The following is a 24,149-nucleotide window of genomic DNA, read 5'->3' as shown; positions in this document are numbered from 1 at the left end:
TATAGTAATAAAAAAGACGGCATCTGCCGGCTTTTTTATTACTGTTGTTTAGCGACAATACAAGCAGGCACTGTCCACCTATATTATAAATATGCTAATGGCGCCTGTTTGTGCATACTCGATACCTCTTAATTACGCTCAAAATTTAGCGCATAAAAAAGACCGTCCGTAGACAGTCTTTTTTCAAACCAACACTATTATATATTTAGATTTATAGCAAAATGCGGCGTGGATCAGCCAGTAGCGTTGCAATATAACGGGTGAATACTGCAGCATCTGCTCCATTAATCACACGATGGTCATAAGACAGCGACAACGGTAGCATCAGACGTGGCTCAAAGTTTTGCTTTTTGGCATCCCAACGTGGCTGCATACTTGCCTCAGACACACCTAAGATACCGACTTGTGGCCAATTCACCAATGGTGTAAATGCTGTACCACCTAGATTACCTTGGCTTGAGATAGTAAAGCTAGCTCCTTGCAAATCTTTGGTGCTGAGCTTCTTATCACGCGCTTTAACAGCAAGCTCACCGATTTCGATAGCAATCTGCTTCAGACCTTTATCTTGCACGTTTTTGATAACAGGTACGATGAGGCCGTCATCAGTTGCCACTGCAATACCCATATTGACACTTTTACGCAAGATAACTTGAGTATTGTCATCGCTTAAATGACTATTAAAGCGTGGATGCTGAGTCAATGCGTAGGCAGTCGCTTTGACCACAAAGGCCAAGATGGTGAAGCCAATACCTTCTGCCTTCATGCCACCTTTTAGCTCACCACGTAGTTTTTCTGTCTCAGTGATATCTGATAAGTCAAACTGCGTCACTTGTGGTAGCAATGTATTGTAATTGAGCTGTGGTATCGATACTTTCTGTAGACGGCTAAGGTCTAGTGTCGATGTTTCACCCCAAATCTCAGTATTACTCATATCAGGTAAGCTCGGTAAGCCTGAACTCGCCACACCACTGCTAGCAGGTGCTGCTTTTTGAGTGGTCAGACTCTCTTTGACATGTGCAAACAAGTCTTCTTTTAGAATACGATCATTCAGTGCCGAACCGCTCACTTTTGTGATATCCACACCCAACTGACGTGCAAGCTTACGTACGGCTGGACCTGCATAGACATCGACCAGCTTTTCATTTACTTGTGTTTCTGTCAGCTTGTCAGCTTTCTTACTGGCGGCCACATTAGACGTTGTAGATTTTTCTGCCTGTTTTGGTTCACCAGTTGTTTTAGCAGCAGCTTTCTCTTCTGATTTGGCTGGTGCTGAATCTTTCGACTCAGAACTATCTGATGCAGACTCACTCTCATCAGCAGCGTCTGTACCACTGCTCATGATAACGATAAAGTCTTGACCATTAGCGACCATGTCACCTGTCTGGACTAAGATTTTTTCAATCTTGCCGGCTTCTGGTGCTGGTACTTCGACAGAGGCTTTGTCAGATTCGATCAATAAAATCGACTGATCCGCAGTCACGATGTCACCAACACTGACCATAATCTCAGAAACTTGCGCTTCATCGACGCCTAGATCAGGTAATGCATGAGTCGTGGCTTTGCCAGCGTTAGACACAGGCTTTGCACTAGACTCTGATGACTTTGATTCAGTCTCAGCTGTCTCAGCTGGCTCAGCTTTTGCTTCTGTCTCTGGTGCTGCCTTAGTATCTTTTGCGTCATCAGCTTTTTGATCGGCATCAGATGCGCTATCATCACTTTCTGCGCTGTCTTCTGCACTTTCAAGCTCAATCAGTACCATACCTTCACTGACTTGATCACCGATCGCAACACTAATTTTGGTAACTTTACCAGCAGCAGAGCTTGGGACTTCAACTGAGGCTTTGTCAGATTCTAATAATACGATGTTGTCATCTTTTGCGATGACATCACCGATTTCTACCATAATCTCGCTGACCTCGGCGCTATCAACACCCAAATCGGGGGCTTTAATGTCCATGATTTATCTCCTAGTCTTATGGTTATTATTCTTTGACATCACCATCATTGAGTACATTTGCATCTGCTTGATCTTCAGCACGACCTTCACTACTGATTTCTTCGTCGTCTTCAGCGATAAACTCAGGGACAGGCGTTGGATTGACATTACCTGGTGCTGGCGCATCTGGAGAATGATCCGAATAAGACTGCTGTTGCCATGCAGGTGGCTGATCGACATCGATACCTAGGCTTGAAATCGCGTCTTTTACCAGACGCATCTCAACTTCACCTTCATCCGCTAAACGTTTAAGCGTTGCAACAACGATATGCGCGGCATCAACGTTGAAGAAACTGCGTAAGTTTTCACGAGTATCAGAGCGGCCATAGCCGTCAGTCCCTAGCGTGGTGTAAGGACGATTGTCTGGTAACCAAGCACGGATCTGCTCTGAATAGTTACGCATATAATCTGTCGCAGCGACGACGATACCTTCGTGCGGTGCCAATTGCTCAGTCACCCAAGGCACTTTCTCTTCATCCATTGGATGTAAGCGGTTGTAGTCATCACAGACCATACCGTCACGAGTCAACTCATTAAAGCTGGTCACGCTCCATACGTTAGACGTAATATTGAACTCGTCTTTTAGGATCTGTGATGCTTTTTGCACTTCACGTAAGATAACACCTGAGCCCAATAGTTGTACTTGTGCTGAGCCATTGTCCTCGAGCAAATACATACCACGTTTGATACCTTCCTCGGCACCTTTTGGCATTTCAGGTTGCTCATAGTTCTCATTCATTAGCGTTAGGTAATAGTAAACGCGCTCGCCTTCACCATACATGCGGCGTAAACCATCATGCATAACCACTGCTAACTCATAACCAAAGCATGGATCATAGGTCACACAGTTAGGCACGACATTGAACAAGATTTGTGAATGTCCATCTTGATGCTGCAAGCCTTCGCCGTTAAGCGTTGTACGGCCAGCGGTTGCACCCAATAAGAAGCCTTGTGCCTGACAATCGCCTGCTGCCCAAGCCAAATCACCCACGCGCTGGAAACCAAACATCGAGTAGTAGATATACATTGGAATCATCGGTAAAGCGTTTACAGAATAGCTGGTTGCCAAAGCAATCCAAGTACTCATTGCGCCCGCTTCGTTGATACCCTCTTCTAACATGTGACCATCGATGGCTTCTTTATAGCCCATCAATGCTTCACTGTCTTCTGGCGTGTATTTTTGACCAACAGCTGAGTAGATACCTAATTGACGGAACATACCTTCTAGACCGAAAGTACGCGCTTCATCAGGCACGATCGGTACGACGCGATCTTGGATGTCTTTGTTTTTTAACATCGCTGATAGTAAGCGGACGAATACCATGGTCGTCGATTGCTCTTTACCATTACTGCCTTTTAATACCCGATCGAACATCGATAATTCAGGGATATTCAGTGGAATATGACCACTGCGACGGTTTGGTAAATGACCACCCAACGCTTCACGACGGCCTTTGAGATACTTCATCTCCGCTGAACCTTCTTCAGGGCGGTAGAATGGTAGGGTCTCTAACTGTGCGTCGGTAAATGGTAAGTCGAAACGATCACGGAAATACATCAAGGCTTCTTGATCAAGCTTCTTGATCTGATGCGACTTATTGACCGCTTGCGTTTGAGCAGATAAGCCATAACCTTTAACGGTTTTAACCAAAATAACCGTTGGCTGACCTTTGGTTTTCATTGCTTCACTAAATGCGGCATAAACTTTAACTGGATCATGTCCACCACGGTTTAAGCGCGAGATCTCTTCGTCAGTCAACGCATCTGCCATTTCTTCTAACTCTGGATATTTACCGAAGAATTCTTTGCGGGTAAATTCAGGCGTGCGCGCTTCATACAACTGATACTCGCCATCAACCACTTCTTCCATGCGCTGCTTAAGCACACCTGTATGGTCTTTACCAAGTAATGAATCCCAGTTGCCACCCCAAATAACTTTGATGACTCGCCAGCCTGCGCCGCGGAATACTGACTCTAGCTCTTGAATGATTTTACCGTTACCACGGACTGGACCATCAAGACGCTGCAAGTTACAGTTGACTACCCATATGAGGTTGTCCAGCTTCTCACGACCAGCCAGAGAAATAGCACCTAAGCTTTCTGGCTCATCCGTTTCACCATCACCTAAAAACGTCCAAATCTTACGACCTTCTTTTTCTAGCAATCCACGATTTTCCATATAGCGATGTACATGGGCATGATAGATAGACATGATTGGGCCAAGTCCCATCGATACGGTTGGGAACTGCCAATAATCAGGCATTAGATATGGATGTGGATAGCTTGATAGACCTTTGCCGCCCACTTCACGACGGAAATTGTCGAGCTGATCTTCGGTCAAACGGCCTTCTAAATAAGAGCGCGCATAGATACCTGGCGCTGAGTGACCTTGATAATAAATCATGTCACCACCGAAGTGATCGCTAGCCGCACGGAAGAAATGATTAAAACCCGTTTCATAAAGTGTCGCACTAGAGGCGAATGTCGCTAAGTGACCACCCAAATCATCATCGTTTTTATTGGCACGCATAACCATAGCAAGTGCGTTATAACGAATCAAAGCACGTATTTTACGCTCCATGCCTAGATCGCCTGGGTACATTGGCTCATCTTCGACAGCAATACTGTTAACGTAAGCGGTGTCTAATCGATTGAACGGCAGTCCTTCTTGAACTGCCATGTTGTACAAAGCTTTTAGCAAAAACTGAGCACGATCTTTGTCTGCATGTTTGAGTACAGACTCAAAAGCTTGCAGCCATTCCTGTGTTTCGGTGCTATCAGCATCCTTATAATAATTCATCTTTGTTGTCCTTGTTTGTCAGTCAATCCTACTCAATAGCAGGAATTTATAAAATCAAAGTATTACTCAATACTGTCTTACATACATGATGTGCTCAATGACTTCCTTGTTAATTTTAAGAAGTTACGTTTCATATTGAAGCTTGTATGACTGTACTTCACCGCTCCACAATATCGAACCGTTCAATATAACGATTCTAAAAGCAACAGTACTATCCATTACATACGAATGAAATAGTTAGTTAGTCAGGACAAAGTCATCACTCAACGCCTACAGCCAATTATCAAACGATAATAACTCTCTATTATAGGCGCTTATGACCTAGATGTTTATAGCTGTAGAGAAATGAAGATATGACAAGTATTTTTAAAATAAATAATGATTAGTTTTTTTAAAAATACTTGTCATATAAAAGGACGTTTTTTTACTCATAAAAGCATTCCTATATTAATTGCGTAACAAAAATATGCGCCCTATCGTACTAAATCGACCGCTGGTAACTTTAAGCTAGATTAAAGTTGCATTGCTCATTAATATCTTATATTGGTATATTTGTACGAATATGGTTAACCATCGTATCGATTAGGCAAACTTGATTCTTGGGAAGAGTGACATGTACAGAGCTATAAGAAACATAGATAGGCTAACCTTTTGTTCGATGAAGAGCTATAGAGGTAAGACTTTGGGCTTCATAAGTTTCATTACATTGCTATCTGTAAATACAGCATCGTTTGCATTGGTCGCCAACCCAGGTGCAATATGCCCTGACTACACAACTAAAGACAGTCTGGGTGTCAGCGATTACTCTAAGCTTTTGACTTCTTCTTCCGGAAACACCTACGAAAATATGTCTGGTACCTTATCAACTGGTATACCTCTGAAAATAAATATGAAGGTATCGGACTCTAATGTTAGCACCTCTAGTACTACTGTTCAGGGTACTTCGGTCAACCCTGCTATCCGTCTTTTGAGAACGTTTAGCAATCCACAAGGATATACAGACGTTACACTAAATTTTCGGAATAGCGTAACTGATAAACCTATTTATTTAAATAATGCTGCATTAAGCCTATTTGATATTGATAAAAACGTTAGTTCGGGTACTGGCTGGGACGATTATGTACTAGTAACAGGTGTTACGAAGAGTAGCAATTCGTTTCCTAGTACTTTTCAAAGCTTGACTACTTCTGGAAGTAAGGTAACAAATTTATCAGGCCTACGGCTAGCGGCTAACAGTGCAAACTTCAACTGCTCTTCGGACTTAGATACACAGTGCCAAGGTTCCATCAGTTTCTCTGAACCGGTCTCCTCAGTCACAATACGCTATACCAATACTAGTAATGTTACTGTTCCTACTGCTCAGCGAATAGAGTTTCGTTTAGACAATTACTGTTACAACCCAGAGTATATATTCTCTGGTACGGTATTTGATGATAATGGTGGTATCACTGCTACTCAGGCAAGTGCTACCAACGCTAATCTGACCACTGGCAATTATGCAAACAATTCCAATTATTTCAATGGTGTGTTTAACCCTTCTGCACCAGAAACAGGTATTACAGGTAGTACAGTACGGCTAGCTAATTGCTCTAATACATCTACTACTTATCCGACACAATCAATCACTGGTGACAAGGATCCTGTCGGTGAATATCAGATTAGTATTTCTGGAACAACATTGGCTAATAATACTGATCTCTGCCTGATAGAGAGTCGAACAGGTACCACTTACCCTATTCGCACTAACAGTGAAAGCAGAAAGATTATTTTCTCACCAACTACCTATAACTATTTAAACAATGACTTTGGTAGAGTGATTTCTGAAAATGCTGCATTGGTACTCAGAAAAGCTCAATATATTAATGATTGTCCATCAACGATCAACTACACTGCGACTGCTATAAATACTTCAGGAAATTCAGACCCTACAAAAGGCTTTAGCGAAAGTAGTATCAATGGCAATCTCGTACCTGGGCAATGTATTGCCTATAGAATTACTGCTACTAATCGTGCAAATATTGACATTAATAATTTTGTGATGAAGGATGTTCTTCAGCAACAAGGTAAAGGTGGCGCTATGGTTACATCCGTATTAGCCAACCCTGCACTTTCCACAACTGACTATACTGCTACTGAGAATCCACCAATTGGAACAAATGGTGAGGTGAAAACTAAATCTCTTACATTATCGTCAAGAGCAAAACGAGATTTTTACTTTAATACTAAGTATGGAAGTACTGTGAATACTCAGTAGCTATTCCTTCTTGCAACCTTATGTTATTACTGGTTTTGTTTCTAACAAAAAAAGCCCTGTCTTATGAGATAGGGCTTTTACCGTTTGGCTACCTCGAAACACCTTTTGTCGTCTTTGTAGTGAATATTTGTATTGTTTACGTGACAATAAGATAAAGAGAATATGTAAGCTTTCTACAGACAATACTGATATCAAATTGTAGACAGTTTTAATATAAACCCAGACATCATAACCTCAATGATAGTAAGGTCTAAGAAAGGATTTTATATGAAACGTTTTAAACTTTTACACAATATTCTGTTAGCAACTGTAGCTTCTACTTGTTTGCTAAATATAGCTCATGCTGATGATGCTCTAAAAATGGAACTGACTGCCGATCAAGTCATAAAAAATGCTGATGGTAAAACAGTCTATTCGCCAGTACGTACAGCACCAGCAGGGACTGTTATTCAATACAAAGCAACTTATACCAACACCGTTAATAAAGATATTAATGACCTAATGGTGACGCTACCTATTCCTGCAAATATGACATTTACAGGTGAGGCAAACCCTGCTAGTGCACAAGCCAGCATCGATGGCAAAAACTATGCTGATATGCCTCTAATGCGCAAGGTTGATGGCAAGATGGTCAAGATACCCTACTCTGAATACCGTACGCTACGCTGGAATATTAAATTATTACCCGCGAAAAAAGCAGCGGCAGTTGCTCTTAATACTATTGTCAACAAATAACCCTTAACCTTGCCAATTTCATTCTTTGGAGATCTACCGCATGAAACCAAATTCCTTTAAGTATTCAGTGTTAGCTGTTGGTGTTGTAACTGCAATGGGGGTTACTACTGCCAATGCTGGTACTCAATCAGGAGCTACGAGTAATGGTGCAGCCCCGATCAATAACGTCGCGACTGCAAGCTATAGTGTCGGTACTGTTGCTCAGCCAACCGTTACTTCTAACACTGTAACTGTCAACGTCAGTGAGACAGCTAACTTCTCATTAGTCGCCATTAATGGTGCCGATGCTTCCGATGACAAAAATGAGAATATAACGACTACTCCAGGTAATGGTGCTACGTTTAATCATGCATTAACCAACAACGGTAACGTTGCTGATACTTATACGATTAACACTACTGGTGATAACGATAATACTATCACTACAGCTACTCCAGACTATCCTCTAGGTACTGCAGGTGCAAACGGTATTACCTTCACTATTTTGCAAGCAAATGGTAGTGCGTTAACTACTGCTCAAATTGCGTCATTAGCAGGTCAAGCTCAAACTGGCACTCTTAGTAATGGTGGCAAGATTAAACTACCACCAGGCTTAAAAGCTGATCTTAGCTATACAGTAACGACACCTAGTACGCGTTTAGGTGGTGACATTGCTGTTGGTACTTTAACAGCAACGAGTACCTTTATTGCTGCTGCGACCACAACTCCAAAAGTTCCTACTCTAGTTAACGAAAACCAAATCATCGTTAAACTGCCTACCTTTAAGATCGCAAAAACAGCAACTAGTAATGTGGATTTGTCAGCTACTAACCCTCAGATTGACTACAAAATCACCGTAACTAACGTCGATACAGCTTATAGCGCTATCGCAGATAATTTCGTTATCAGAGATGTACTACCTGCAGGTATGACCTTAACTGGTAATGTGACAGCATCGGGTTTGACAGTTACTAGTACTAGTAAAACTGCTGATGGTAAACAGATTATTGATATCGCGGTACCAAGCTTAGCGGTTGGCGCAAACCAAGTTGTCTCTTTCAAGGTTAATGTTGATAAAGCCAGCTACACTACTGCTGGTGCGTCTGCGACTAACAACGCGGCCGTCTATGACAAGTTTGTCGGTAATGTTGGCGCATTACCTGTTACTCCTACAGTTGGTACTCACTACGATATCTTAGATAGTACAGACAAGACTCTAGATTATACTAGGGTTCCTACTACCGCTGATGACGCTGGCGAAGTTGGTGAAGATACGGCGGCCGTTACTAGCTTTAGCAATCGCGCGATTGTATTGAACAATGAAACGACTAGAGAAATTGCGCCTACTTCAGGAACAGCGGGACAAGTCACACACACGACTAACATCGTCAACAATGGTCGTGATACTGAAGGTACTACTGCAAACCCATTGACCTTTACCATCACTGATGGTGGCGTGAATGGAGCCGTTGCTCCTGTTGTAGGCCCAGTCACTGTTACTTATACACCACCTAATAATGGAACGGTAGTTACTACAACGCTTCAACCTACTGTTTCTGGTGGTACTTCATATCTTATCAATAGTACGACATTACCTAGTGGTATAGCACCAGGCGGTACGTTAGCGATCAATTACAAAGTGACTTCTACAGCTGCTGTCATTCCTAGCTCTGAAAATACTATCGTCACTCTGACCGCAGCTGGTAATGGTGCACCTACTATTTTGCCAGTTACTGATAAGACTAACGTTAAAGGTCTAACTTTAGAGAAGTTTCAAGCTCTAGATGCCACTTGTGCAGGCACAGTTGCTGACGCTAGCTTCAGTAAAGACGCAATAGCTAATGCATCACCTGATCAATGTATCATTTATCGTATCAATGCGACTAATACCTCCTCTGCTATACAAACTAGCACTCCAACAGCAGCTTCGGGTTTTAATGTCACAGGATTAACTATTTCGGATTTATTGTCTAACTTCTCAGCTGGTGCGGATTTGGTAACTGGCTCTCCGGCTTCTAGTGTTACTGGAAATGGATCTTCTATTACTGCAGCTTCTACCAGCACTACTGCTGTTAGTACGACAGCTTCAACATTAGTACCGCAAGGCGTTGCTACTTTAACCTTTAAAGTTAAGATCAAAAACGCTCGTTAATTTTTAATTTAAATCTACAAGCATCCTAGGATGCTTATAGACCCACCTTCTAGCTTGAACGGTTTTTTGCCCCAATCAAGCTAGAAGGTTACCACCCCATTAACCCTTTATGTTTTATTGGATAAGCGACTTATTATGACATCGACTGTAATCAATACGTCTAAAAGCATCACGTCATGTACAGCCAAAGTTTCTACTTTGACGCTTGCTATGTTGCTTATGCAATCAAATACAGCCTTTGCTGCACCTGATTCATTGGTACAGCTAATAAACAACACTGCTCAAGCGAACTACAGTGTTGACAGTCAGACTACTGCAGTCATCAGTACTGAATCAAACCAAGTACAAGTAAAAGCCTCAAGTCTACCTGAATACGGTATTAGCTTGACTCAGCAGCCTCTACGCACTGTCATGCCTAATACAGAGGTAAGTTGGGTTAACGTACTTAGTAATACAAGCTATAGCGAGCAAACGGTTGAGCTAACACTTGCTATATCACCAACGGTTTCTAATTTAAAGGTCTATCAAGACCTTAATAACAATGGAAAAGTTGATTCAGCAGATAGACAAATCATGCTCGATAACCTGAGCGCTCAAATCAAACTTGGTCAGAGCGAAAGCATTCAACTTATCGTACAAGCGCTATCAGATATCAATGGTGAAGATGGCGATACTGCTGATGTAAAAATTGGCGCTATCATACTAGAAGACCCATCAATAGCAGCGGTTGAAGCGATCGACAGACTTGTTATCATCGAGCCTGAGATAAAATTTACCACGCCTCAGTTTGATGAAACCAAAGCCACCTCACAAATCGGCGAAAACGTCTACATTGATGCAAGCTATGCTCAGTGTAACGTGCAAACTGATAAGCCAGATCAGGTATGGATCACGGTTAAGTCTCCACTAACGGGTGACACTTACTCTCTCAAAGGCATCGAGACAGGCAATAACACAGGTAAATACCGTCTATCTGCCCCGACACAAAATAATGCCAATGCTATTGATGATAAATTTATCCAGACCTTGGTCAACGATACCTTGACTGCCAGTTTAGATGCTTGTATCGACCCTTCTGTCGGTACAGGTACTGATCAGTTACCAACTGCTAGCGACTTTACTGTTCGTATCGATGATCTAAATACGCAAATCAATATCATTGATGACAATGCAAGCTTAGTCGTGACCAAAGAAAGTGACGTCAAAAGCGCTGATCTTGGAGATTATGTCAGCTATACCATCAATGTTACGAATAACGGTAATGCTACGGCTTACGATGTACAGCTAAAAGATGCCCTACCACGTGGTTTTGATTACGTTGATAACAGTGTGCGTGTCAGCCCAACGACCAATGTAGATATCAATCAAGCACAGACTACTGAGTTTAAGGCTGATGGTAAGTATCAGGTGCTAAGCTTAGGTAATATGGCAACTGGCGAAAGTAAAAAGATAACTTATCGTGTGTTGATTGGTGCCTCATCATTAGGTGGTGACGGTATCAACCGTGCGACTGCGGTGGCTAGCAATGACCAAGGTCAAAGTGTTGCCTCAAGAGAAGCGCAATGGAAAATTGATGTAGAACGCGGCGTCATGAATACGGATGGCATTATCATTGGTAAGGTCTACCACGATATCAACCGTGACGGTATTCAACAAAAAGAAGACGGCGAGCTGGGTGTCGCTGGCGTCCGTATCTACATGGAAAATGGTAACTTTGTGGTTACTGATCCTGAAGGTAAGTATAATTTCTATGGGATCAGTGCAAAGACACACGTCCTGAAAGTAGACCGCACCACCATTCCTCATGCAACCGAGATGGTCACCCAAAGCAATCGAAATGCTGGTGATGCTGGTAGCCGTTTTGTCGATTTGAAGTATGGCGAACTCCATCGGGCTGACTTTGCTATCGTTGGTGGCATGGGTGATAGCACTGAACGCTTGAATGCTGAGCTAGTCGCTCGCAGCAAATCAGTAGGTGCTAAAAACGATACCTTAGAGCAAGCGGTAAAAACAGAGCTGACACTAGACTCTGACTATAACACCGATACTACTGACAATGTCGATGCCAGTGGCTGTAATATCAACGGCGATTTAGATCTTGGTAATAATTGCGACTCTGCAATCGTCAATGATATGGTTGGTGAAGCAAGCAAACGCGTTGACATGGCTGTGACGACAGTAGCACCACCCCTCGAACAAGAATTAGAGCTATACCTAAAAGAAGTCGCTAATAATGATGTTGCCTTTATCAACTTAAACGAAGGTCAACAGCTTAGCTCTTATAAGCAAATAGTACAGGTACAAGCACCGCTCGGATCAATATTCACACTATACGCCAACGGCAAAGCAGTATCAGAGCAAAAAATAGGTAAAACAGCTGAGCAAGAAAAGCAAAACGTCACTGCTTTCGATTATTACGCAGTGGACTTACAACGCGGCAAGAACACCTTGCGCGGTGTGGCTACCGACATCAATGGTAAGGTCATCTCTGAACAAACGATCAAAGTATTGACGCCAGATAGCCTTCAAGCGATTGACTATCGTACTCAAACCCAGCTAGTAGCTGCCGACGGTATCAGCGAATATCAAGTCGTCATCAGCCTAAAAGATCGTGATGGTCGTCCATACATCGCTTCAACACCGATTACTATTGACACGAACATCGGACGTATCAATCTGAAAGACGGTAGTCAAGACAAGGCCGGCACCCAAGTTATTGTATCAGGTGGCGAGCTATTGATTCCTGTGACCGCCCCTAGCGCACCAGGTAAAGGCGAGCTGGTTATCGACACTGGCAGTAGCAAACAGATTATCCCTCTACAGTTTACCGCTCAGCTGCGTCCACTGATTGCTGTGGGTATCGTAGAAGGCGCTATCTCGCTCAAAGACTTTGATGGCAGTAGTATTACAGATGCTCAAGGCGCATTTGAGCAAGAGCTAAATGAAATTTCTGGCGATGACAACTATTCAGCGACTGGTCGTGCTGCTATGTTCCTCAAGGGCAAAGTACGCGGCGACTATCTGCTGACATTAGCATATGACAGTGATAAAAAAGGCGAACGTTTATTCCGTGATATCGATCCTGGCGAATACTATCCTGTTTATGGTGACTCATCAGCTAAAGGCTTTGATGCCCAATCTACTAGCAAGCTGTACGTACGCCTTGATAAAGGTCGCTCGTTCGCTATGTATGGCGATCTAAAGACTCAGATTGATAACGATGAAGGTATCAAGCTCGGTCAATACAATCGTACTTTGACAGGCCTAAAAGCTCAGTTTGAAGACAGCAATACTCGTGTTACCGCTTTTTTAGCAGAGACCAGTACAAGCCAGCGTGTCAATGAGACTCGTGGTCTTGGTATCTCAGGCCCTTACCCGTTGGCTGAGAACTTTGATGCCGTACTAGAAAACTCTGAAACCATCGAAATCATCACTCGTGACGCAAACAATGCTGGACTGATCGTCAGCCGTGAGACACTGACACGTTTTGCTGATTACGAAATTGACCCTATTAGCCGTAGCCTATATTTAAAGAGTCCTATTGCCAGCCAAGATATTGATGGCAACCCTGTCTATATTCGTGTCACAGTAGAAGTAGATGAAGGTGGTGAAGATTACTTGGTTGGTGGTATCGCAGCCAAGCAACAGTTAAATGAGAAAATTTCTATTGGCGGTAGTTATATCAATAGTGATGATCCACTTAACAAAGAAGAGCTTGCTAGCCTGAATAGCGTCATTAAATTCAATGACAAGCTAAAGCTAGTCGCTGAATATGCCATGAACAAAGCTGAAAATCCAAACTTTCAGCCAAGTAACCAGATTAACACCACAGAGCTGAACGACAGTAATGTCGAAGGCAATGCATTCCGTATCGAGCTTGATTTTGATAACAAGAAAAACACACGTGCCAAAGCTTATTACAACGATGCTGACGAAGGTTTTGTCACTGGTTCATCGCCACTGACTGCTGGGCGTACCGAATCTGGTGTAGAAATCACCCGTACTTTAAATAGTAAGCAAACTGCGTTAACGTTAGAAGGCATACGTACAGAAGATCATACTACTGATGCTAGCAGTGAAGGTATACAAGCCAGTATCGAGCATCGCTTGACTGAAAACGTCGTTGGTGAAATTGGTGTGCGCTACTACAAACAAGACGCAACCGCTGCCTCACGTAACACTCAAGCTGCAACAGATGTTTTGGACATCACAAACGACACCCTGTTCAATGACGACATCATCAATCAGTCAGCGTTAAGCAGTATCAGCAGTGCGGACGAGGATATCGAAGGCACCACTGCTCGCGCCCGTATCACGGCGCATTTGCCGAAACTAAATAACTCATTGGTATTTGCAGAATATGAGCAAGATATTGAACACAGCTCACGTAATGCAACGTCTATTGGTGGTGAAACTCCAATGGGAAGCTTGGGCCGACTATATGCCCGTCATGATTTGATCAACAGCTTATCTGGTACTTATGGCCTTGATGACACTGATGAACGTCAGCGTACGGTTTTCGGTTTTGATGCCGCTTATATGAAAGACGGCAAAGTCTATAGCGAATACCGCATGAGTGATGCCATTAGTGCTCGCGAAGCTGAAGCTGCTATCGGTCTAAAAAACAAGTGGTATGTTCAAGAAGGTCTGACTTTAAATACCTTATTTGAGCGCGTTGAATCTCTTGAAGGTGAAGAAGATAACACGGCAACGGCGGCAGGTATCGGCGTTGAGTATCTTGCAAAAGAAGACTACAAAGCATCAGGACGTTTTGAGAAACGTTGGGGCGAGACGAGCGATACATTACTTGGTAGCGCAGGTATTGCATACCGCTATACCGACGATATTACTTTACTTGCTAAAGACATTTATTCACGTATTGACTATGACGATGGTGATCGTACGATCAACCGTTTTCAGCTAGGTGCAGCATACCGTGATTACGATAGCAACCAGCTAGACATGCTTGCAAAGTTTGAATATCGTTTAGATGACAATAATACTGGCGATGATATTTATCAGAAAGATACCATGGTGTGGTCATGGAACGGTAACTACCATCCTACGCGTGCTATGACATGGTCTGGCCGCTATGCAGGTAAATATACAGAATACAAAGCAGATGGGTTGACGAGTGATAACACTGCTCATGCCGTCTATGGTCGCGGCCTTTATGACATTAGTGAGCGCTGGGATATCGGCATGCAAGCGGGTACTTACTGGAACGAGCAAGCAAATGACTTGGCTTATATGCTTGGTGCTGAAGTAGGCTATAGCCCAATGACCAATCTTTGGTTATCCATTGGCTACAACTTCATGGGCTTTGAAGATGAAGATATTGCCTATGATGACAGTACGCAAGAAGGCGCTTACTTCAGATTGCGCTTTAAGTTTGATGAAGACTTGTTCAAACGTGAAGATCCACGCAAAAACAACCGCCTAGCCAGTGACTCTACCTTATAGTTTGACAACGTTGTTCTCAGTTACTGAGAACAATGTTGCACTTACTCTGTTATTTAGCATCAGCCGATAGGTCATAGATCTAGCCATAATGATGCTAAATATCAATACTTATTACCTTAATATAAGGTTTGTACCATGTTTACATCTGTTATTAAAACCATTTCTCGCAAACAGCCGATATATGCTGCACTGTCGGCAACCGTACTGCTAACAACTGTCTCACCTGTTTTGGCAGAAAGTGATACTGCACAGATCACAGATAAACATAGCATTACTGACTGTCGTAATGACGCTCAAGATCAAGAGCCTTCTTATAGATACCAAAGTAATGAGCAACGCGTCCTGAACTGTATGGTAGATCAGCTGAAGCCTTACCAACAAGCTGATAAAACTACTCAGCAACAGTACCTTGCTTACAAGGCACAAGCATGGCTAAACTACGCTATTAATCAAGACAGTATGAATAGCAAATCATCTGCTGGTAGTATAGCGACAGAAATGGCCGAGTCGATACTGCAAGCGCTAGAGACTGATACGATACAAAACATCGCAATACATCAAGACATACCTTCAAACTCTTCTCTTATGCGTCCTGATTTATGGGCGACTTTAAATGCTCTTAAAAATAGTGATGGTATCGCCTCAGCACCACGTGAGATAGCATTTAGCGAAGTGGCTCTCATTTGGGCAGCCACCAATCAATGTGAGCGCGGCTGGCGAGAGTCAAGTATGCATTTTCGTATGGCAGACCGCTGGCTTGAACAAGCACGCGAGGCTTATGTAAACGCGCACGACTCACAAACCAATGTAAGTTTAGAACAGCTAATCGTCCGCTATTATAAGCAATATGCCCCTTTGGACACAGGTGATGATGTTTGCCAAGGGCAAGTGTTGATCCCAGTTCCATAAAGCAATCATAGCCAAATTCATTGATAATAGAGTTATTAAAATCTTAAACACAAAAAAGCCGACATATTATGTCGGCTTTTTCTATACATTCTTAAGACAATGGCTCTACACTGATACTTTTTTACGTGGTAGCTTCTCTGGTAAGTAGCAACGTAAATAGGCGATGAACGCCGTGTTTGCTTCTTGAATATAATCTTGAGTGATGCTCTCATGACGACGATAAGATAAGGTGAATATTGCATTAACAATACTATAAGCAATCAATAATGTGTTCTTGATGTCGTCAAAGTTTGGCATCTCATAACGCTCTGATAGACGCTTATACACTAAATCAACAATTTGGTGATCCATATCTTCACCAAAACTATCACCTTCAAAATCAGGCGTATTGGTGTCATAGATCAGTTTGGCCTTGGTCTTATCGTTGTGGAATATCGTAATGCAATGTTCAATAAGTGCCGTTAAATAGCCCTGCCATCTGTCATAATTACCAACATCAACCGTTTCTACCATTTCTAATATTTCAATAGCATTCAAAAAGCGCAATGCTAAAAATATTGCTTCAATATTAGGAAAAAAGTGATACGCAGAAGCTCTTGGTATACCCGCCTCTTCACACACAGCCGCTAACGTAATGTCGTTAATCGCTTGTGTTTCGCTCAACTTTTTGGCACCAGCCAATAATTTCTGACGGCGCGCACGACCTTGCTGACTCGTAAACTTAAACTTATTTGGTACAAGTTTTTTTGCCAGTTCCGAGTCTACCAACACATCTTCAATCTTTTCGTCTTTATTTTCGCTCATCATAAGTCTCTTAAGGTTACACCCTGTTTTATAAATACAATTTTCATTGGATAACACTTATCCGAAATGAAAGAATTACATCCTATTAGTGAGTAATATAGCGTCAATATGAGCACTACTACATCTAAAGGAGACGCATCATAAACGCTTGTACACCATCAAGCAAGGGAGATAAATGGGTTAAAAAATAATGTGTAAATCAACAATCTAATAGAGTTGACCATCTAGTGCAATTTAATATAATAAAACTAATTATTAAGTTTTATTTTCGCTCTTATAATACCATGATCGATGACTCTATCTGCATAATCCCATCTTAAATGGTCATTGAAATAGTCCACCCGTTCAACCTGACCAAGTGCAAACTTACTGTCAGGCAAAAACTCTTCTGAAACATATAGTTGATCAATCACTTCTGGCATACCTTGATATATATGGGTATATGCTACATCTTTCATCCAGCCATAACGTGATTGAATCTGAGCGGCATCAAATAATGCGATATCACGCATGCTTTTGTCATAGTTAACTTCACCCGTTTCCGCCATTAGTTGGGTGGTGACACCACCAGTGACATCATTCATATCACCCAATAGAATCAATGGCTCATGAGTATGCTGCAAGTGCTCTATAATAGACATACGAATAGAAGCGGCTTCTGCAGCGCGCATACATAAACTGCGCAGCTTGGCACGGACTCTAATATTAGGATCATCCATATCTTCTAACAAGCTGCCATTTTTATCACGTAAGAAAAAAGCACGCTTACTCTTAAGATGAGCAGTAATAATCGTTATTGGTTGACCATATGCATTAACGCGTACAACCAACGGCGGACGATTAAATCGCTGATAAAGACCAATATCAGGAACATCAATCACGGCCTTAGGTAAAATCTCTTCTAACAAGCTGCTTTCCAGCTGTTCAAAACGGCTGATAATACCTACAGCCGGCGTGTTTTGTGCCCCTTTGCCTTGCGTATAAGGACTTGACACATCGTTACTGGCCAAGGGAACAACCACATGCTCCGCCTTGAATCCTAACGATACTGCCAATGCTTCAAGCGCATCACTGTCCCATACTTCTTGCACAGCGATGATATCAGCATGTGCTTTTGATAATAAATCACTAATACCCTGTAGTTTGTGCTCATACTCATCACTATTATAAGCGGGGGCATTCTCGTAATAAATACGATCTGGGTTGGCAAAATTTAGCAAATTAGCCGTAGCGATATAAAACTGCTTTGAATTATTCTCTTTTATATTATTAGTCATGAATTACCTACTATTATTATTCTTAACATTTGTTTTTAATAGTGTTTTTTGGAAATAACATGTATTTATAACAAACAATATACAGTAAAAAAGCCCTCAAAGAAATCTTTGAGAGCTGCGAAATAGCATAAATATGACTTATTATATGTGTTAGTAGAGCAATATCTACAAGTTTGCTAAATCTGGTTATGAGAGCGTAAGCTTATACACTATTTGCTTACTTACACTCAATGTGCTGTTAGCTTTTCTTAGTTGATTTTAGTTTACTAATTAGCACGAATAATTTCATAACGTCTACTACGACACACGGTTCCATGCATCACGAGATGCTCTACGTGCATCGTTCCATTCCATGCGTGATTCGCCTTTTACTTCGTGCCATGAACGCTCTAGCTCTGATTCATGATCTTCAAAATGCGCATCTACAGGATAACGAGCGCGGTTGGCATAACCTACTGCATAGGCGGGATGTAAGTCACGGTCGAAGTCATAGCCTTCTTTATAGTAATCCGCATTGGCATGCTCTGCGCGCCAATAAGCTTCTTCATGGGTAGGATCGATGGCTTCTGCTGCTGCATGTCCAGCGCCGCCGCCAACGATAGCACCAATAGCGCCACCAATCAAAGTACCCAATGGACCTGCCATTGTACCAATAGCTGCGCCTGCTGCTGCACCGCCTATACCACCAATCCCTGTTCCTAGTGGGTGTGAGCCTGGCTCACCAGTGATAATGTCTGCATTTAAGTCTTGCTTTGTCTCTTTTGACATATGTTTTACTTCACTGCGATCAATACTGTCATGGTTACTCATATTATTATCCTTAATTATTTGTTATAAATTCGATTTATTAAGTGCCTGTTTCTTAAGTGCTTATTTATCAATTACTGAAGAATCATCACTTTCGCTTAATTCGATTAAAGTATAAGAATTTATGGATAACAACAGATAGATAGGTTATGTAAACTGTGTCCAAGTTGCGATTGCGTTGCGTTACAGCCTGTATCTTTATAACGTTTTTGTAGAACACTCGACAACGTTAAGTAATCTTCCGTTAATTAGTGACAGCGTTTTAATGATACTGTTCGACCATTTATACCATTCTTAATGCTCGTTCAACAGCTTGTCTCCATTTATTGAGGTGTTGCTCACGAATATCGCTGGACATTGTAGGTTCAAAAATCCGCTCAACTTGCCATGATGCTCGCATCGTTGCTTCGTCATATAGCCCAGTTTTTAGACCTGCCAATAACGCAGCGCCTTTGGCAGTAATTTCTGTATCTCTCGGGCGCAGTACTGGTACATTAAGTAAGTCAGCCTGAAACTGCATCAGCAAATCATTGTTGGCCGCACCGCCATCTACTCTTAGCTCGGTCAGCGGATGAGGGCTGTCTTTTTGCATAGCTATGAGGACATCGTAAGTTTGATAAGCCACTGCTTCTAGAGCTGCACGCGCAATATGAGATTTAGTAGTGCCACGGCTCATGCCCGTGATACTGGCGCTGATATCAGAGCGCCAATAAGGTGCGCCAAGTCCTGTAAATGCAGGTAGCAAAACCACATCTTCACTACTGTCTACCTGTCGTGCCAAGTCTTCAACATCGCTGCTTTTTTGAATCATACCCAAATTATCACGCAGCCACTGGACGATCGCGCCCGCCATAAACACACTGCCCTCTAATGCATAGGTCACTTCTTTTTTGGGTGGCTGTAGCATGCGCTTGCCCGATTGCACGATTTGATCAAACGATAGATTCTCTGGACGAGTTGGCATAGATTTTCTCTGCCACGCGATGGTCGTCAATAATTTATGCTCACTGAGTTTTGGTTTTTGGCCAATATTCATCAGCATAAAACACCCTGTACCATAAGTGTTTTTTGCCATGCCAGCATCGAGGCAGCCTTGCCCAAAAAGCGCTGCTTGCTGATCACCCAATACAGCATGAATGGGTATCTGCTTAGCAAACAATCCTTTTTTAGTTTTGCCAAAATCACCATCAGAGGACAGGACTTTTGGCAATATATTCATTGGTATTGAAAAACGAGAACACAGCGCCTCTGACCACGCCAGTTTATGAATGTCATATAGTAACGTACGAGAAGCATTGGTCACATCAATGACATGCTCTCCGCCAGTCAGTTTATAAATAAGCCAACTGTCTATAGTACCGACCGCGATTTCACCCCTATTAGCACGCACGCTCAATTTGGGATTGTTTTCGAGCAACCAAGCAATTTTACTGGCACTAAAATAAGGATCTAGACGTAAGCCTGTGATGCGTTGTACTTCACTTGCCATGTCTTCATCGCTATCATTAGTAACCTTTTCCACAGCCAATGTTTGACAATAGCGTTCCGTACGGCGATCTTGCCAAATAATAGCAGGCGCTAAGGGCTTACCCGTTTGCTTATCCCAAATAACAATCGACTCACGCTGATTGGTAATCGCAATACTGGCGACATCGGTAGCAAGTAGGCCTGCCCGATTGATCACATCATGTGCACAGCTAATCTGTGTCTGCCAAATTTGTTGGGCATCTTGCTCGACATATCCAGCTTTGGGTGTTTGCAGCGTTGTCGGCTGCTGTACCATTTTTATCGGACGTGCATGGTCATCATACAATATCGCGCGACTCGATGTTGTCCCTTGATCTAAAGCCAAAATGTATCCTGCCATGCCACCCACCTTCTACTGGTATTGTTTATACGATTTATTAATTGGTGCAATGATTCAATCATTCATTACGTATTACTGCTTACATTACCTAATAATGTCATTTAAAAATAATAATTATTTAATACTAATCCGCTCAAACCTAAAAATACGCCACCCATGGTATTCGCTATCACATTACTTATAAACGAATATTTTAAAACTAAATCAGCTCTCTATCATACTGCTATTGACTATACAATAGAAAACAGGAGAATATTGAGCATTGACCCGTCACCATTGTGGCACTACAGTGTACGCTTTGTTATTGATAACAAAGTTCTGGTCTCTGTAATAGGCTAGTATTTCGGCTTTTCTCCATCAGTAAATAGCTACAATGGTTCATACTTTCGCTATAGTTAAGACGTTATCTGACACCAAAACACCTTGCACTCTAATTAATGGCTTATGTGACTTATGAAATTTGCTTTATCGACTCTATCTAATTCGGTGATGATGGTTGCGCTTATAGCTTCAGCGGCATCCAATGTCGCAAGCGCAAACGAGAGTAATACTGAGCTCCAGAATAATGTGACACAAATTACTGATGCCGACTATCCAAGCGATATTCAAAAAACCCATGCCCAAGACAGCTCAATTACTACAAACCAAGAACTGAATAAAGCTCAGCAACCAATTGGTCTATCTACGGTTATCGACCCAATTACTCATAAAAGTATCGATGATAGTTATTCTTTAGAAGTACCTAGCTTATTGAGTCTCGAACAAGCCCAAAATATTTTATTACAAGTATCGCCGAAAATCGCTGCCAATCAAGCAGCAATCGCCGCCAGTGATTATCAGACTGATGCGCTAAGCACCTTAGACAACCCATTGGTATTTGCACGAGTATCAGCGACTGCTTACCATCTGGACACTGATGTTGATTTATCATCACTCAAAAGTGGTGTTGTCAGCGAAATAGACAGCATCGTCCCAGCTATACCAAACTTGCCCGATTTTGATGGATTGGTTGATGAGCGTATCCCAGATTCTTATAATATAAAACGCTCGGGCTCAACATCGGGTGCAGGACTTGGTGTCTTATGGCCTATTTATACCGCTGGACGCACAACCGCCTTAATAGGCGCTTCTGATGCTCGTACTCAAGAAGCCGTTGCAGACAGTTTGTTGGATAAAAATGAGCTATATAACACGTTGATTGAGCGGTATTTCAAAGCGCAGTTAGCTATCATTGCAGCCTACTTACGCGAAGACGCTTATGATACTCTGCAACAGACGGACCATATGGCTCAGCGACTGTTTGAAGAAGGCTTCATCTCTCGTGTTGATCGGTTGGAAGCGCAGTCTGCACTGGCCGATGCAAAAAGCGAATCCGTCAATGCCAACAATGATGCACGTCTTGCGATGATGGCCTTGCAACGCCTATTGCGTACCGAATATCGCATCAAACCTACCACTCCACTATTTGTCTCTAGTCGTCCCTTACCAGATGTAAATTACTTTCAAGACTTAGCACTAACCAATCATCCAGGTCTACAAAAAGTAGCGGCCAAACGTGCGCAAGCACAGCAGTTACACGCATTGTCCGATACGGGTTATAAGCCCACCGTCATGCTGTATGGCTATAGTCAAGTTGAAAAAGACCCCAGTTGGGTTACTGGTATTTCGGCAAGCTGGAAACTATGGGGCGGACTAGATAAAACGGCATCACTGGCATCGAGCAATGCCGAAATTCGCCAAGCGGATTTATCTGAAATTGAAGTCAGTGACAATCTGCTGCTGCTGGTCGAAAAGAACTGGCACGATGTCAACAATGCTCAATCACGTTATCAAGCACTACAAAGCAATGTTGATCTGGCTGCAGAAGTACTGCGTTTGCGCCGATTGGGGCTACAAGAAGGTGTGAATACCCCTATCGAGGTGGTGCAGGCTCAGACACAGTCACTCAAAGCACGTACTGAACAAGCACAAGCAGCAAACAGCTACGTACAATCACTGGCGGCGCTCATGCAAAGCTGCGGCACGCCTCTCGCGTTTAACGCTTATTTGAATGCTGCCGACATTCAATTGCCGACTTTGTATAACGAATAATAATTTGATATGAGTAATTAATTAATCAGCCTATTGCGAATACCTGTCTTATGAAAGAACCAACTTCTACATCAACAAATAGCTGGCTACAGACTTTACTAGAAACTTGGCGTATCGCGAACAGCTCTAATGTTTGGGCACATTGCGCGAGCGTGGGATTTTTTGGTTTTCTGTCCATTTTTCCAGTAATGGCGGTATTTGTACTGCTATATGGCCTTGCGTTTTCGCCCGCTGAGATGCAAGAACAGATTGCGCTTTTGCAGCCATTTATACCTGATACAGTATATGAAATCCTAAATTCACGTCTGAGTGATTTGGTCTCTAGTACCACGTCTACACTAACGCTCAGCCTTGTTTTATCGAGCTTACTCGCCCTTTATGCTGGCTCTAAAGGTATTAAGTTTTTAATTATTCTGATCAATCTTGCCTTTCATATCACCCAAGAGCGCGGCTTTATACAAGGTACCATCAGAGCCGTTGGTTTGACCCTTGCAGCAGTAGTTGTGTTGATTATCGCGGTTTCCTCTATTGCTATCATACCTTTGGGGGCGACCTATTTTCCTTTCCCTCAGATAGCTAAGACCATTGCGCTTTGGAGCCGATGGCCGATATTGGCAGGTATCATATTTTTAAGCTTTTTAGGCTTGTATCGCCTAGCACCAAACCGTGATGCCGTAGCGCTAAAGAAACTGGTGCCAGGAGCAGCGCTGGCCACCGTTCTTTGGATTTTATTGTCTGTCATATTTTCAATTTATGTACAGAACTTTAATAACTATAGCGCTGAGTTTGGCGCGCTTTCAGCGGCTGTGGTCATTATGCTGTGGCTTTATTATTCAGCATTTATCGTGGCCTTTGGTGCGATTTTTAATTCTGAAGCCATAGAAAGCGCCAAACCTTATGCTACCCGTGTTTACTAGGCCGTGTCATCAATTAGATTGTGAGGCTTAAAATGAGAAAAATTGTAGATAAACAAGGAAGGAATTGCCGTTAATATGAACATATTGACAAAATTACT

13 protein-coding genes are annotated in these 24,149 nt (G+C 42.5%); 7 read left to right on the top strand and 6 right to left on the bottom strand.

All coding sequences use genetic code 11. The features are described 5' to 3' along the window. Positions 1–211: 211 nt before the first annotated feature. Positions 212–1,957 carry a 2-oxo acid dehydrogenase subunit E2 gene (locus ACZW67_RS11785; protein ID WP_465183401.1) on the bottom strand — a complete coding sequence of 582 codons (1,746 nt, stop codon included), beginning with the start codon at positions 1,955–1,957 and terminating at the stop codon, positions 212–214. Positions 1,958–1,982: 25 nt separating this feature from the next. Next, positions 1,983–4,796, bottom strand: a complete 2,814-nt coding sequence (aceE, locus tag ACZW67_RS11780) for a pyruvate dehydrogenase (acetyl-transferring), homodimeric type (protein ID WP_465183400.1) — start codon at positions 4,794–4,796, stop codon at positions 1,983–1,985. Positions 4,797–5,409: 613 nt separating this feature from the next. On the opposite strand from aceE, the gene ACZW67_RS11775 reads away from it, so the two are divergent. The 5 genes from ACZW67_RS11775 to ACZW67_RS11755 all read left to right on the top strand — a co-directional run bounded on the left by ACZW67_RS11775 (position 5,410) and on the right by ACZW67_RS11755 (position 16,288). Next, positions 5,410–7,050 carry a hypothetical protein gene (locus ACZW67_RS11775; protein ID WP_465183399.1) on the top strand — a complete coding sequence of 547 codons (1,641 nt, stop codon included), beginning with the start codon at positions 5,410–5,412 and terminating at the stop codon, positions 7,048–7,050. A 267-nt stretch (positions 7,051–7,317) separates the two neighbouring features. Beyond that, positions 7,318–7,785, top strand: coding sequence for a hypothetical protein (locus tag ACZW67_RS11770; RefSeq protein ID WP_465183398.1), 468 nt, complete (start codon positions 7,318–7,320; stop codon positions 7,783–7,785). A gap of 40 nt (positions 7,786–7,825) precedes the next feature. Continuing rightward, complete coding sequence (locus ACZW67_RS11765; RefSeq protein ID WP_465183397.1) at positions 7,826–9,916, top strand: beta strand repeat-containing protein; 2,091 nt, start codon at positions 7,826–7,828, stop codon at positions 9,914–9,916. A 135-nt stretch (positions 9,917–10,051) separates the two neighbouring features. Then, positions 10,052–15,379 (top strand): SdrD B-like domain-containing protein, encoded by a 5,328-nt coding sequence (locus ACZW67_RS11760; RefSeq protein WP_465183396.1) that lies wholly within the window; start codon positions 10,052–10,054, stop codon positions 15,377–15,379. Positions 15,380–15,514: 135 nt separating this feature from the next. Then, complete coding sequence (locus tag ACZW67_RS11755; RefSeq protein WP_465183395.1) at positions 15,515–16,288, top strand: hypothetical protein; 774 nt, start codon at positions 15,515–15,517, stop codon at positions 16,286–16,288. A gap of 105 nt (positions 16,289–16,393) precedes the next feature. Here ACZW67_RS11755 and ACZW67_RS11750 read toward each other — a convergent pair whose 3' ends face one another. The 4 genes from ACZW67_RS11750 to glpK all read right to left on the bottom strand — a co-directional run bounded on the left by ACZW67_RS11750 (position 16,394) and on the right by glpK (position 21,043). Continuing rightward, positions 16,394–17,092, bottom strand: a complete 699-nt coding sequence (locus ACZW67_RS11750) for a TetR/AcrR family transcriptional regulator (protein WP_465183394.1) — start codon at positions 17,090–17,092, stop codon at positions 16,394–16,396. Positions 17,093–17,340: 248 nt separating this feature from the next. Continuing rightward, complete coding sequence (locus tag ACZW67_RS11745) at positions 17,341–18,369, bottom strand: endonuclease/exonuclease/phosphatase family protein (protein WP_465183393.1); 1,029 nt, start codon at positions 18,367–18,369, stop codon at positions 17,341–17,343. A gap of 297 nt (positions 18,370–18,666) precedes the next feature. After that, the gene (locus ACZW67_RS11740; protein WP_465183392.1) at positions 18,667–19,179 is read right to left on the bottom strand and encodes a hypothetical protein; all 513 of its coding nucleotides are present in this window, start codon (positions 19,177–19,179) and stop codon (positions 18,667–18,669) included. 280 nt (positions 19,180–19,459) lie between these two features. Continuing rightward, the gene (gene glpK / locus ACZW67_RS11735; RefSeq protein ID WP_465183391.1) at positions 19,460–21,043 is read right to left on the bottom strand and encodes a glycerol kinase GlpK; all 1,584 of its coding nucleotides are present in this window, start codon (positions 21,041–21,043) and stop codon (positions 19,460–19,462) included. Between the two features lie 453 nt (positions 21,044–21,496). Between glpK and ACZW67_RS11730 the strand changes: the two genes are divergently transcribed. Together ACZW67_RS11730 and ACZW67_RS11725 are read left to right on the top strand one after the other, a co-directional pair. Beyond that, positions 21,497–23,134 (top strand): TolC family protein, encoded by a 1,638-nt coding sequence (locus ACZW67_RS11730; RefSeq protein ID WP_465183390.1) that lies wholly within the window; start codon positions 21,497–21,499, stop codon positions 23,132–23,134. Between the two features lie 50 nt (positions 23,135–23,184). Next, positions 23,185–24,051 carry a YihY/virulence factor BrkB family protein gene (locus ACZW67_RS11725; protein ID WP_465183389.1) on the top strand — a complete coding sequence of 289 codons (867 nt, stop codon included), beginning with the start codon at positions 23,185–23,187 and terminating at the stop codon, positions 24,049–24,051. Positions 24,052–24,149 lie beyond the last annotated feature (98 nt).

The organism is Psychrobacter sp. TPE 89C (assembly GCF_055522395.1).
The sequence above is the reverse complement of the archived record's forward strand: the minus strand, read 5'-3'. Positions and strand labels throughout refer to the sequence as shown.